This window comes from Kitasatospora sp. NPDC001540 (assembly GCF_042894345.1).
Taxonomy (GTDB): Bacteria; Actinomycetota; Actinomycetes; order Streptomycetales; family Streptomycetaceae; genus Kitasatospora; species Kitasatospora phosalacinea_C.
In genome coordinates, this window is sequence record NZ_JBIAVO010000023.1 from 18,735 (window position 1) to 31,491 (window position 12,757).

The window sequence follows — 12,757 nt, forward strand, 5'->3', positions numbered from 1 at the left end:
AGGGTTCAAGACTTGGTAAACCGAGAGTAATGGAACCTTTGCACAGCGTGCGCTTCGAGTGCCAGTACAAATAGGGGCGTTCACCACATCGTGTGGCGCCCGAGCGAGCGGGAATTTCCTGGGGGAACGCCTGAGAGGCCGGACCGGCCGTGGTGGCCGGACCGGCCCCTCGGGGACGGACGGGTGCGGGTGCGGTTCAGACTCCGGCGGTCCGGGGCTGTTCGGCGCCCAGCACGTAGTCCGGGTCGACCTGGTCGGCCAGGTCGGTGCCGACCTTGGCGTTGCCCCAGCTCTCCGCGTTGCGCAGGTGGAAGCGGACCGCCTGGGCGCTGTACCGGCGCGGGTCGCGCAGCCCGTGGGCGGTGTCGGCGGCGGTCTGCAGCCGGGCCAGCACCTCCCGGTTCGCGGGCTCCAGTTCGCGCAGCGGCGGCTCGTCCCCGCGCTCCAGCCGGCGCACCCAGCCGGACTGCCCGAAGCAGGCGTACAGGTCCTCGCCGACCTCGCGGCGCAGGAACTCCAGGTCGTCCGGACCCTGCACCTTGTTGCCGACCACCCGCAGGTGGACGTCGAAGTCCTGGGCGTACTCCTTGTACTGGCGGTACACCGAGACGCCCTTGCGGGTCGGCTCGGCGACCAGGAGGGTCAGGTCGAAACGGGTGAACAGGCCGGAGGCGAAGGAGTCGGAACCGGCCGTCATGTCGGTGACCAGGTACTCGTCCGGGCCGTCCAGCAGGTGGTTCAGCAGCAGTTCCACCGCGCCGACCTTGGAGTGGTAGCAGGCCACCCCGAGGTCCTCCTCGGTGAACGCGCCGGTCGCCATCAGCCGGACCGAACCCTCGTCCAGGGCGACCGGGCGGGCGCAGGCCGCGTACACCGGGTTCTCCTCGACGATCCGCAGCAGCCGGGAGCCGGGGCCGGGCGGGGTGGTCTTGATCATCTCCTCGGCGGAGCGGATCAGCGGGTTGTCGCCGCGCAGGTACTCCTTGATCTCCGGCAGGTGCGCGCCGAGCGAGGGGAGCGCGGCGGCCTGGTCGTCCGTCAGGCCGAGGGCCGGGCCGAGGTGTTGGTTGATGTCGGCGTCGACGGCGAGCACCGGGCGACCGGCGGCGGCCAGGTGGCGGATGAACAGTGCGGACAGGGTGGTCTTGCCGCTGCCGCCCTTGCCGACGAAGGCGATCTTCATCTCTGAGTCTCCGGCTCTCTGGCTGTGGCACCCGCCGGTCCTCGCCGACCCGATGCTTGTTGGAAACCGTTATCGTCACCGATTATTGGCCATGCTAGCGGTGGTTTGGGGCCTCGCACACGAGGGAATGGCGGATTGCCACGAAAGGGTGACCCGGGGGTTGCCTCCCGTCCGCTCCGTGGACTCATTACCCTCGGGTAGGTGACCACAGGAACTGACCCGCTCGCCCCGCTGGCCCAGCTCGACGGCGTCCCCGAGGCCGTCGCCGAGGTGCGCAAGAACGTCGACCGCCTCTACGGGCACCGCGTGATGCGGCGCCGGGCGGGCGAGGTGACCTCCGAATCGGCCCTGCGCGGCGCCCGCGCCTCGGCCGCCCTGGAGGGCGCGGACTGGCCGCTCGAGGAGGTCCGCCGCCGCACCGACTTCGGCGCCGACCCCGAGGCCCGCACGGTCGGCGCCGCGCTGCGCCTCTCCGCCGAGGCCGGTCAACTGCTCAGCGTCTGGCGGACCTCCCCGCTCCAGGTGCTGGCCCGGCTCCACCTGCTCGCCGTCGGCGACGACGATCCCGCGGCCGGCCGCCCCCGCCGGGACGGCGAGCAGGCCGGACCGCTGTTCCCGGTGGAGGTGGCGGCCACCGAGACCGCGGCCGCCGGAGCCCCCGACGGCCCGGTCGGCGAACTCCCGCCGCCGCCCCCGCCCGCCGAGGCGGCCGCCCGTCTCGACCAGCTCGCCGGGCTGCTCGCCGCCCGCGCCGAACGCCCCACCGGCGGTGCGCCCGCCCTGGTGGTCGCCGCCGTGGTGCACGGCGAACTGCTCGCGCTGCGCCCGTTCGGCAGCCACAACGGCCTGGTCGCCCGGGCCGCCCAGCGGATCGTGCTGACCGCCGAGGGGCTCGACCCGAAGGCCATCTGCCCCGCCGAGGTCGGCCTCGCCGAACTCGGCACCGCCGCCTACCGCCGGGCCCTGCTCGGCTACCTGGAGGGCACCCCCGAGGGGGTCTCCCGCTGGGTGGTGCACTGCGCCGCCGGGCTGGGCCTGGGCGTGCGCGAGAGCACCGCGGTGTGCGAGGCGATGCAGCGCGGCATGGTCTGAGGCCGGTCGGCGCGTTCCGGCGGCGCGTTCCGCCGGTGCCGGAACGCGGTTGCGGCGACGTCCGAGACTTCCGGGCGTCGCCGCTGGCACGGAGACCGGGTTACCAGAGCATGCACCGTTCAGTGCCCATCAGGCGGGGTCCTGTGCCCGTTCGCCTGGTGCGGCGGCCCGTCAGCGGGTCGGCTGCATGTGGGTGCCCGATTGTCCGTACGTCGGTCCGTGGGGCCTTAACTGCGTTGTCGGTTCGACCTCTTGGGGTCCTGACCGGGTCTCGCGGGCCGTAACCCATTTCTACCTCAAATCGCCCGAAAGAGGAACCCGAAAACGGAGTCTTTGACGGCTTGCGTCGAGTTTTGTCCGATTTGGCGCACCGGTCGGCGCGCCCGCCGCGGGAGCCGCGAGCGGGCCCGCCGGGCCCGGAGCGCCGCGGCTCAGGCCGCGGCCGGGCGCCGCCGCCGAGCGCTGTACCAGAGCACCCCGGCCGTCAGCACCGCCGCGCCGACCGCCACCGCGGCCACCACCGAACGGCTCGGCGCGTGGAACTCCGGCAGCCTGCGGGTCAGTTCGACCGGCCGGCTGAACACCAGCACCGGCCACTCGCGGGCCGTCGCCTCCTTGCGCAGCGCCCGGTCCGGGTTCACCGCGGCCGGGTGGCCGACCGTCTCCAGCATCGGCAGGTCGGTCGAGGAGTCGCTGTACGCGTAGCAGTTGGCGAGGTCGTACCCCTCCCGCTCGGCCAGCTCGCGGATCGCCGCGGCCTTGTTCTCGGCGTACGCGTAGTACTCGATCTCGCCGGTGTAGCGGCCCTCCTCGACGTGCAGCCGGGTGGCGATCACGTGGTCCGCGCCCAGCAGTTGGCCGATCGGCTCGACCACCTCGGAGCCCGAGCTGCTGACGATCACCACGTCGCGGCCGGCCGCGTGATGCTGCTCGATCAGCGAGGCCGCCTCGTCGTAGATGATCGGGTCGATCATGCCGTGCAGGGTCTCCGCGACGATCTCCCGGACCTGCTGGACGTTCCACCCGCGGGTCAGCGCGGACAGGTAGGCCCGCATCTTCTCCATCTGGTCGTGGTCCGCGCCGCCGACCAGGAAGACGAACTGGGCGTACGCGCTCTTCACCACCGAGCGGCGGTTGATCAGGCCGCCCTGGTAGAACGGCCGGCTGAAGGCGAGCGCGCTGGACTTGGCGATGATCGTCTTGTCGAGGTCGAAGAAGGCGGCGGTGCGGGGCACGCCGTAGCCGGTCCGGCCCGGGCCGCGGTCGGCGATGTCGGCGTTCTCGTCGGCGTTCTCGGTGGTGTCCACGGGATCCGAGGATAGAGGGGCGACCAAAAGGGAGGGCCATTCGGTGGACCTGCGGGCGTGCGGGTTTGTGTTTCTGGCCGGTCGGGTACACCATGGAAGTCACGGATCGTTCGCGCGACCGTGCTAACCCGGTCCGGCTCCTCCCCCCCGAGCCGGGCCGTGGATAGACGACCCCCGCTCTCCCCCCCGGCGGGGGTCGTCGCATGTCCGGGCCCGTTTTCCTTGGTAGTTGAGCTTCCAGGGAGTGGTGGTGCCAGTGGTTGCAGGGGGTGCTCCAGCGGCTCGGGAGTCGTTGTCGAGGTTCCTTCGCACCCCAAGTTTTTGTCACTCTGCGTAGTGGCGCGAGTGTCATATCGGTATGCCCGATGCGTCAATTCCCAGTCGCTTTAGCCCCCGTCCGAGTGACCTCGGTTATCCACAGGGGCGGGTTATCCACAGGCAATCGGAAGTCGACTGACGCATTCCCCGCCGTCCTTCACCGTGGTGTCCGCGCCACCCCGCAGAGCCCCGTCCGGGGCGCCGCGGCAGACGCGCCGTCAGACCGTCCCCGCACCACGGGAGGACCGCCTTGTCCGCCTCCGTCACCGACCCGCACGCCACCGCGCCCGGGCCCCCGCCCGGGCCGTTGATCCTCACCGCCGACGACGCGCTCGCCGAGCAGCTCGTCCGCCTGTGCGCCGCCGCCGGGGCCGAGCCCCGACTCCTCAGCGGCGCCCCACCGCCCGCCCGGCTCTGGGAGGACGCCCCGCTGGTCCTGGTCGGCGACGACCTCGCCGAGCAGTGCGCCGGCCTGGCCCGGCGGCCCGGCGTCCTGCTGCTCGGCCTCGACCTCGACGACGGGGAGATCTGGGTCCGCGCCGTCCGGCTCGGCGCCGAGCACGTGCTCTTCCTGCCCGACGCGCAGCCCTGGCTGCTCGACCGCATCGCCGACGCCACCGAGGGCGTCGGGCCGCCCGCGCTCACCGTCGCCGTGCTCGGCGGGCGCGGCGGCGCCGGAGCCTCCACGCTGGCCTGCGCCCTGGCGGTCTGCGCCGCCCGGGCCGGGCACCGCACCATGCTGATCGACGGCGACCCGCTCGGCGGCGGGCTCGATGTCCTGCTCGGCGCCGAACAGGCCGACGGGCTGCGCTGGCCCGACCTGGCCGCCTCCCGCGGCCGGATCAGCGGGGCCGAACTGGCCGGGGCGCTGCCCGAGCCGCACCGGCTCAGCGCCCTGTCCTGGGACAGGTCGGACACCCTGGCCATCCCCGCCGAAGCCATGCGCAGCGTCCTGGCTGCCGCCCGCAGACGCGGCGGGCTGGTCGTCCTCGACCTGCCCAGACAGCTCGACGCGGCGGCCGCCCAGGCCCTCGAACAGACCGACACCGGGCTGCTCGTGGTGCCCGCCGAACTGCGCGCCCTGGCGGCCGCCGACCGGGTCGCCGCAGCCGTCCGGATGCGGCTCGCCGACCTGCGGGCCGTCGTCCGCACCCCCGGCCCGTCCGGGCTCACCGCCGCCGACGTCGCCCGCGGCCTGCACCTGCGGCTCGCCGGGGAGCTCGCCCCCGAGCCCGGCCTCGCCCTGGACGTCGAACGCGGCGCCCCGCCCGGCCTGCGGGAGCGCGGGCCGCTCGCCCGGTTCTGCGGGCGGTTCCTGACCGAAGCGATGCCGCCCGTCGTGGCGGCCTGAGGAGCAACCGTGACCAACCGTCTGCGCACCGTCGACGCCCACACCGTCGATGCCCCCACCGACCCCCGCGCCGATCTCCGCAGCGACTCCCGCACCGCGGAGGGCCACCAGGGCGAGCAGCGGGCCCTCCGGAGGCCGCTCGCCCGAGCCCACCGGCGGATCGCCGTGCCACGCGCCCGGAACCTCGTCAGCGCCCCGTCAGGGCCCGCGGACGCCGCCCGGCCGGTCGGGGAGGGGCCGCCCGCCCCCGAGCCCCGACAGGCCCCTCCGGTGCGCTACCTGGTGCACCGGCAGCCGCCCGCCGCCCCGGCGGACGACGGGCCGCCGCCCGGCCACGCCACCGGGCCGAGTCCGGAGGAGGCCGCCGAACTGGTCGACGCCGTCCGGATGCGGCTCGCCGAGGCCGGGGCGCCGCCCACCGCCGGTTCGGTCGCCGCCGCCCTGCGCGCCGCCGGGCCCCCGCTCGGCGGGGCCGACGTACTGACCGCGGTGCGCGCCCTGCGCGCCGAGATCGTCGGCGCGGGCCCGCTCGACCCGCTGTTGGCCGAGAACGGCGTCACCGACGTCCTGGTCAACGGCCCCGACCGGATCTGGGTCGACCGCGGCAACGGCCTGGAACGCGTCCACCAGGTGCGGTTCCCGAACGCCGACGCCGTCCGGCGGCTCGCCCACCGGCTGGCCACCGCGGCCGGACGCCGCCTCGACGACGCCCGCCCCTGGGTCGACGCCAGGCTGCCCGACGGCACCCGGCTGCACGCCGTCCTCCCACCGATCGCCGCCGACTGCACCCACATCTCGCTGCGCACCAGCCGCAACCGGCCCTTCACCCTCGCCGAACTGGTCACCGCCGGGGCGCTCCCCCCGAGCGGGGCGGACCTGCTCGCCGCCGTCCTGCGGGCCCGGCTCTCGCTGCTGGTCTCCGGCGGCACCGGCACCGGCAAGACCACCTTGCTCGCCGCCCTGCTCGGCCTCGTCCCCGGCAACGAACGCATCGTGCTGGCCGAGGACTCCGCCGAACTGCGCCCGGACCACCCGCACGTGGTCCGCCTGCAGTCCCGCCCGCCCAACCAGGAGTCGCTGGGCGAACTGACCCTGCGCGACCTCGTCCGGCAGGCGCTGCGGATGCGGCCGGACCGGCTGGTGGTCGGCGAGGTCCGCGGCGCCGAGGTGGTCGACCTGCTGTCGGCCCTGAACACCGGCCACGAGGGCGGCTGCGGCACCGTGCACGCCAACACCGCGGCCGACGTGCCCGCCCGGCTGGAGGCCCTCGGCTCGCTCGCGGGCCTCGATCGGCACTCCCTGCACAGCCAACTCCGGGCCGGCCTCGACGCGGTCGTCCACCTCGACCGGGACCGCGCCGACGGCCGCCGCCGGGTCACCGGGCTCCACCTGCTGATCGGTGGACCCGACGGCCTGACCTCCACCACCGCGGCCGTCCGCTTCGAGCGCGACGGCCGGGCCCGCCCGGGCCCCGGCTGGGCCCGGCTGCGGGAGCTGTGCGCCGGACGCGGCGTCGACCTGCCGCCGTGCCCGGACGGGGCGGGCGTGGCGGTCGGGGCGCCCGAGGTAGCCGGGGTGCCTGAGGTAGCCGAGGTGCCCGAGGAACCCGGAACGGATGTCACCGAGACCGCTGAGGAGACGACATGACGACGGGCCGACTGGAGTGCGTCTGGGTGTTCGGGCTGTGCGTGATCGGGGCGCTGGCGTGGTACCTGCTGCGCTCCGCGGTCAGGAGGCCGTGATGGTGGTGGCGGTGACGACGGGCGCCGGGGCGCCCGCGGGAGCGGTCGGACCGTACGGTGCGGCCTGCGTGGCGACCTTGCTGGGGGGCGTCACCGGGGCGGTCGGCGGACTGCTCGGGACGGGCTGGCTGCTCGGGGTGGGCCGCCGGGCGCGCGGCGGCGGCCGGGCGCGGCGGCTGCTCTCCGGGCGGCGGGGCCGGGCCGGGGCGGGCGGCCGGTTCGGCCGGTCCGACCGGGTGCGGGCGCTGTGGCGGCGTCGGCGGCCGGTCTGGTTGGTGCCGGAACTGCTGCTGCTCCCGCTCGGGGCGGTGGCCGGGCACCGCACCTCCTCGGTGCTCCCGCTGCTCGGGGCGGCCGGCGGGATGGTTCCGCTCCGGCGCTGGCGGGCGGGACGGAGCGCGGCCCGGGCGGCGCGGCGGCGGGCCTCGGCGGTGATCGACCTGTGCGCGGGCCTGGCGGGCGAGTTGCGCAGCGGCGCCACCCCCGGGCAGGCCATGCACGCGGTCCTCAGCCGGGCCGCCCCCGACTGGGGCCGTCGGCTCGGCGCCGAACCAGCGGCCCGGCTGGTGGCGGGCCGCTACGGGGCGGACCTGCCCGCGGCGCTCCGCCTGGTGGCCGAACTGCCGGGCGGGGCGGGCGCGGCGGCGATGGCGGCCTGCTGGCAGGTCAGCACCGAGAGCGGCACCGGCCTGGCCGTCGGATTGGAACAGGTCGCGGACGCACTGCGGGCCGAGCAGGCACTGGCCGAGGAGATCGCGAGCGAACTCGCGGGCCCGCGCACCACGATGGCGGTGCTCGCGGCGCTGCCCGCCGTCGGCCTCGCCCTGGGCGCGGCACTCGGGGCGCACCCCGTCCACGTCCTGCTGCACACCCCCGTGGGCCTGCTCGGCCTGCTGGCCGGGGCCGCGCTGGAGGCAGCCGGGATCGTCTGGACGGCCCGGATCGTCCGGGCTGCCGAGGCCGCTCCGGCCCGTCCCTGACCGGCCGGGCCCGAGGCCGACCGCTGTGGGATCTCCCGGCGGCGCGATGCGCTCCCGGCCGGGGGCCTGCCGCAGTCGGCGCCGGGGTGGGCGAGCCGGTGGGGGTGAGCGGGCCTGCGGAACGGCGAGGGGTGGTGCGGGTGCGCGGCGACCCAGCGGCGCGGCCGGACAGGGTCGGTGCCGGTGCCGGTGCCGGTGCCGCTGTCGAGGTCGGTGTCGGTGTCGACGAGTGGCGGACGAGGGAGGCGAGGTGAGTGCGATGACGTTCCTGGTGCCGACGGCGGTCGCCGGGCTGACCGGGGAGGTGCTGGTGGGGCTGCGCCAGCGGGCGGTTCGCCGACGGATCGCGCGGTGCGTTCCGGCGGTGTCGGCCTCCGCGGTGCGCGATGGGCGGTGCGCGCGGGCCGGGGCGACCGTACGGCGGTGGCTCGGCCGGTTGGCGGGCGACCGGCCGCTGGCGGTGCTGCTGGGCGTGTCGGCCGGGGTGCTGGTCGGTGGCGGGGTGGGCGCGGCGGCCGGGTTGCTGGTCGGCTGGGCGGCCTGGCGACTGCTGCCCCGGGTGCGGTCGCCGGACGAGCGGCGACGGGCCGCGGAGCACGACTGGCTGGTCCGTCAGCTCCCGCTGACCGCAGAGCTGTTGGCGGCCTGCCTGGGGTCGAGCAGCTCTCCGGCCGCGGCGGCCGCCGCGGTGGCGGACAGCGTGCCGTCCCCGATGCGGGAGCGCCTCTCCGGAGCCGCCGCCCGGCTCGCCCTCGGTGCCGGGCCGGAGCACTGCTGGGGGCAACTGGCCGACGACTGCCCGCCGTTGGCCCCGCTCGCCCGCTGTCTGGCCCGTACCAGCCTCAGCGGTGCCCCACCGGCCGCGGCCCTGGTGGGCCTGGCCCAGTCCCAGCGAGCGGCCGCCGCCCGCGCGGCGCACGCAAGGGTCCGACGGGCGGGCGTGCTGGCGACCGCACCGCTCGGGCTCTGCTTCCTGCCCGCCTTCGTACTGATCGGCGTGGTGCCGGTGGTCACGGGATTGACCGCGGCCTTCTCCCAGCGCCTGTGAGGCCGTGCCGCCCGTGCGCCGAGCCCGTTCGGGGCCGAGCAGTTCCACGCACACCACCAGCTCGCGCCGATCCAGGTTCGCGCAAGCCAGTCCAAGCCAGTCCAAGCCAGTCCAAGCCAGTCCAAGCCAGTTCGAGCCAGTTCGAGTCCATTCAATTTCGACCAATTCCGTTCGAATCCGTTCCCGTGGAAGGGCCCCCTCATGAAGAAGTCCGTCCTGGCCGCCCGGCCGACCGCCGTGCTGCTAGCCGCCCGTCGACTCGGCGGTCGGCTCCGACACCGCTACCGGAGGAGGGTGGCGGCCGGTCCGTCGGACGCCGGGATGAGCACGGCCGAGTACGCGATCGGCACCGTGGCGGCCTGTGCCTTCGCGGCCGTGCTCTACAAGGTGGTGACCAGCAGCACGGTCTCCGGGGCGCTGGCCGAGATCCTCGGGCGGGCCCTGCATGCGGTCTGACCGGAGACCCGCGGGCGGCGGCCGGGGCGCGGCGGACGGCGGGATGGTCACGGCCGAGACCGCGGTCGGGTTGCCCGCCCTGGTGCTGCTGGCGGCGATGCTGACCTGGGGCGTGGTGGCGGCCGGTGCCCAGATCCGCTGCGTGGACGCGGCCCGGATCGGGGCCCGGGCCGCTGCCCGCGGCGACACCGACGCGCTGGCGAGGGCCACCGCCGCAGCGCCGAGCGGTGCGAAGGTCGCCATCGACCTGGGCGCCGCCACCGTCCGAGCCACCGTCGAGGCCCCCTGCCCGGGTCCGGGAAGGCTGGCGGCCCTGCTCTCGGTCCGGCTCACGGCCACGGCGGTGGGTGCCCGGGAGGACGTGCCGGTGGGTGACGGGTGATGTGGACGGCGGTTCGGAACGGACAGGAGGAGGTGGGGCCGTGCGGGGCAACGGGGCGTCGTCGGGGGCGGTGGACGACCGCGGGTCGGCGACGGTTTGGCTGGTGGCCCTGGGGTCGCTCGGGGTGGTGGTCTTCTCGGCCTGCCTGGCGCTGGGGTCGGTGGTGGCCGCCCGCCACCGCGCCGAGTCGGCGGCCGACCTCGCGGCCCTGGCCGCCGCGGGCCGGCTGCTGCTCGACGAGGACGGCGGCTGCGGGCGGGCCGCGGAGTTGACGAGGGCTCAGGAGGGGGTCGAGTTGGTCTCCTGCCGGGTGTTCCCGGAGCAGGACGCGGTGGAGGTGGTGGCCCGGGCGCCGGTCCGCGGCGTCCCGGTGCCACTCGCCCCGGCCCTGGCCCGCGCCCGGGCGGGACCGATCCGGTCCTGGGCCGGGGAGTTGGACGAGACGGCGTTCACCGGCGGGCCCGGCGGGTCCGATCGGTCCGGTGGGCCCGGCCGTCGTACCGGGTCAGTCGCTTCCGGTCGGCTCCTCCCCGGTGGCGGGCGGGGTCGGGGCTCCGGCGAGGAGGGCGGTGAGGAGGCGGATCGCGGCGGCCTTGTCGAGCGGTTCGTTGCCGTTGCCGCACTTCGGGGACTGGACGCAGGACGGGCAGCCGCGCTCGCACTCGCAGGCGGCGATGGCGTCCCGGGTCGCGGTCAGCCACTCGACGGCGCGCCGGAAGCCGCGTTCGGCGAAGCCCGCGCCGCCGGAGTGGCCGTCGTACACGAAGACGGTGGGCAGCCCGGTGTCGGGGTGCAACGGGACGGAGACACCGCCGATGTCCCAGCGGTCGCAGGTGGCGAACAGCGGGAGGAGGCCGATGGAGGCGTGCTCGGCGGCGTGGGCGGCGCCGGGGAGCTGGTCGAACGGGACGAGTGCGTCCAGGAGTTGGTCCTCGGTGACGGACCACCAGACGGCGCGGGTGCGCAGCGTGCGGGGCGGCAGGTCGAGCTTGCTCTCGCCGAGGACCTCGCCGGTGGAGATCCGCTTGCGGAGGTAGCCGACGACCTGGTTGGTGACCTCCACCGAGCCGAAGCTGAGCCGGGCCTCGCCCCACTCCTCGGTGGTGTCGGTGGACAGGATCGCGATGGAGGTGACGTCCCGGGCGGAGGTGGTGTACGGCGGGTTCGCGGGGGAGACCAGGGCGACCGAGGACTCCAGGTCGAACTCGCGGACCAGGTAGGTGCGCCCCTGGTGCAGGTGGACGGCGCCGGTGTGCACGGTGGTGTGCGCGGCCTCGGCGTCCACGGTGCCGAGCAGCCGCCCGGTGTCGGCCTCGACGACCTGCACCGGGCTGCCGCCGCTGCCGCGCAGGTCGACGCCGTCGGCGGCGCGTTCGCGGCGGGTCCAGTACCAGGACCCGTCCGAGCGCCGCCGGAGCAGCCCGCGCCGCTCCAGCACCGGCAGCAGCGGTGCGGTGGACGGACCGAACAGCTCCAGGTCGGCGTCGGTGAGCGGGAGTTCGGCCGCGGCGGCGCACAGGTGCGGGGCGAGCACGTGCGGGTTGTCCGGGTCGAGGACGGTGGCCTCCACCGGGGTGGCGAACAGCGCCTCGGGGTGGTGGACGAGGTAGGTGTCCAGCGGGTCGTCCCGGGCGATCAGCACCGCCAGCGCGCCCTGCCCCTCCCGCCCCGCGCGCCCGGCCTGCTGCCACAGCGAGGCCCGGGTGCCGGGGTAGCCGGCCAGCAGGACGGCGTCCAGGCCGGAGACGTCCACGCCGAGTTCGAGGGCGGAGGTGGAGGCGAGGCCGAGCAGCCGACCGGTGTGCAGGTCGCGCTCCAGGGCGCGGCGCTCCTCGGCCAGGTAACCGCCGCGGTACGCGGCGACCCGGGCCGCGAGCGGCTGGCCGAGCTGCTCCTGGGCCTGCAGGGCGACCAGTTCGGCGGCCCGCCGGGAGCGGACGAAGGCCACCGTCCGGGTGCCGCCGTGCACCAGGTCGGTGAGCAGGTACCCGGCCTCGGCGGTGGCGCTGCGGCGGACGGGCGCGCCGTGCTCGCCGGTGTTCTCGGTCAGCGGCGGCTCCCAGAGCGCGAACACCATCGGGCCGCGCGGGGAGCAGTCCTCGGTCACGGCGGTGGCGGGCAGGCCGGTGAGCCGTTCGGCGGTGAGGGCCGGTTCGGCGGTGGTCGCCGAGGCCAGCAGGAAGGTCGGCTCGGAGCCGTAGCGGGCGCACAGCCGCCGCAGCCGCCGCAGCACCTGGGCGACGTGCGAGCCGAACACGCCGCGGTAGGTGTGGCACTCGTCGACCACGACGTACCGCAGCGCCTTCAGGAAGGAGGACCAACGCGGGTGGGCCGGGAGTATCCCGCGGTGCAGCATGTCCGGGTTGGTCAGCACGTAGGACGCGTACTGGCGGACCCACTCGCGCTCCTGCGGCGGGGTGTCGCCGTCGTAGAGCGCGACCCGGACGCGGTCGGGGACGAGTTCGGCGGCGCGGCGGCGCTGGTCGGCGGCCAGCGCCTTGGTGGGGGCCAGGTACAGGGCGGTCGCGCCGCGGCCGTTGCGGGCCTCGGTGCCGGTCAGCAGCTCGCTCAGCAGCGGGGCCAGGTAGCCCAGCGACTTGCCCGAGGCGGTGCCGGTGGCGATCACCGTGGTCCGTCCGGCGCCGGCCAGGTCCATCGCCTCCGCCTGGTGCGCCCAGGGCAGCACCACGCCGAGGCGGGAGGCCGCGGCGACCACCTCCTGACGGATTCCTTCCGGCCAGGGCGCATACCGGGCCGCGCGGGCGGGCAGGTGCTCCGTATGGGTGAGGCGATCCGACCTGCCGCGCTCGGTGGAAAGGGTCGCGAGCAGGGCTTCGGGCTGGTGGTGACGGGGCGGCATGAAGACCCAGTGTGTCACCGGCGTGACGGAGAATCGCT

Annotated in this window: 11 protein-coding genes and 1 pseudogene; 8 read left to right on the top strand and 4 right to left on the bottom strand. The window is 75.6% G+C overall.

Going from position 1 to position 12,757, the window contains the following annotated elements; genetic code table 11:
- Positions 1-196: 196 nt before the first annotated feature.
- The gene (locus ACFY00_RS24795; RefSeq protein WP_388033741.1) at positions 197-1,183 is read right to left on the bottom strand and encodes an ATP-binding protein; all 987 of its coding nucleotides are present in this window, start codon (positions 1,181-1,183) and stop codon (positions 197-199) included.
- Between the two features lie 201 nt (positions 1,184-1,384).
- Between ACFY00_RS24795 and ACFY00_RS24800 the strand changes: the two genes are divergently transcribed.
- The gene (locus ACFY00_RS24800; RefSeq protein ID WP_388033742.1) at positions 1,385-2,275 is read left to right on the top strand and encodes an oxidoreductase; all 891 of its coding nucleotides are present in this window, start codon (positions 1,385-1,387) and stop codon (positions 2,273-2,275) included.
- Positions 2,276-2,706: 431 nt separating this feature from the next.
- On the opposite strand, the gene ACFY00_RS24805 is transcribed toward ACFY00_RS24800, so the two are convergent.
- A complete protein-coding gene (locus ACFY00_RS24805; protein WP_388033826.1) occupies positions 2,707-3,546 on the bottom strand; it encodes an HAD family hydrolase in 840 nt (279 codons plus the stop codon).
- A 604-nt stretch (positions 3,547-4,150) separates the two neighbouring features.
- On the opposite strand from ACFY00_RS24805, the gene ssd reads away from it, so the two are divergent.
- The 7 genes and pseudogenes from ssd to ACFY00_RS24840 form a co-directional block, all read left to right on the top strand.
- The gene (gene ssd, locus ACFY00_RS24810) at positions 4,151-5,251 is read left to right on the top strand and encodes a septum site-determining protein Ssd (protein ID WP_388033743.1); all 1,101 of its coding nucleotides are present in this window, start codon (positions 4,151-4,153) and stop codon (positions 5,249-5,251) included.
- A 387-nt stretch (positions 5,252-5,638) separates the two neighbouring features.
- Positions 5,639-6,898, top strand: coding sequence for a TadA family conjugal transfer-associated ATPase (locus tag ACFY00_RS24815; protein ID WP_388033827.1), 1,260 nt, complete (start codon positions 5,639-5,641; stop codon positions 6,896-6,898).
- A 163-nt stretch (positions 6,899-7,061) separates the two neighbouring features.
- Positions 7,062-7,973, top strand: a complete 912-nt coding sequence (locus tag ACFY00_RS24820) for a type II secretion system F family protein (protein ID WP_388033744.1) — start codon at positions 7,062-7,064, stop codon at positions 7,971-7,973.
- A gap of 259 nt (positions 7,974-8,232) precedes the next feature.
- Positions 8,233-9,021: a type II secretion system F family protein gene (locus ACFY00_RS24825; protein ID WP_388033828.1), complete on the top strand. Its 789-nt coding sequence runs from the start codon at positions 8,233-8,235 to the stop codon at positions 9,019-9,021.
- A gap of 201 nt (positions 9,022-9,222) precedes the next feature.
- Positions 9,223-9,477 carry a DUF4244 domain-containing protein gene (locus tag ACFY00_RS24830; protein WP_388033745.1) on the top strand — a complete coding sequence of 85 codons (255 nt, stop codon included), beginning with the start codon at positions 9,223-9,225 and terminating at the stop codon, positions 9,475-9,477.
- Positions 9,478-9,520: 43 nt separating this feature from the next.
- The gene (locus tag ACFY00_RS24835; protein WP_388033746.1) at positions 9,521-9,859 is read left to right on the top strand and encodes a TadE family type IV pilus minor pilin; all 339 of its coding nucleotides are present in this window, start codon (positions 9,521-9,523) and stop codon (positions 9,857-9,859) included.
- Between the two features lie 127 nt (positions 9,860-9,986).
- Positions 9,987-10,211: pseudogene (locus ACFY00_RS24840) on the top strand (Rv3654c family TadE-like protein); the annotation flags it as partial.
- Here the strand turns inward: ACFY00_RS24840 and ACFY00_RS24845 are convergent.
- Both ACFY00_RS24845 and ACFY00_RS24850 read right to left on the bottom strand, forming a co-directional pair.
- A complete protein-coding gene (locus ACFY00_RS24845; protein ID WP_388033747.1) occupies positions 10,139-10,312 on the bottom strand; it encodes a hypothetical protein in 174 nt (57 codons plus the stop codon). The pseudogene ACFY00_RS24840 and the gene ACFY00_RS24845 sit on opposite strands and share 73 nt — an antisense overlap.
- A 52-nt stretch (positions 10,313-10,364) precedes the next feature.
- Positions 10,365-12,719, bottom strand: coding sequence for a DEAD/DEAH box helicase (locus ACFY00_RS24850; protein WP_388033748.1), 2,355 nt, complete (start codon positions 12,717-12,719; stop codon positions 10,365-10,367).
- Between the last annotated feature and the right edge of the window lie 38 nt (positions 12,720-12,757).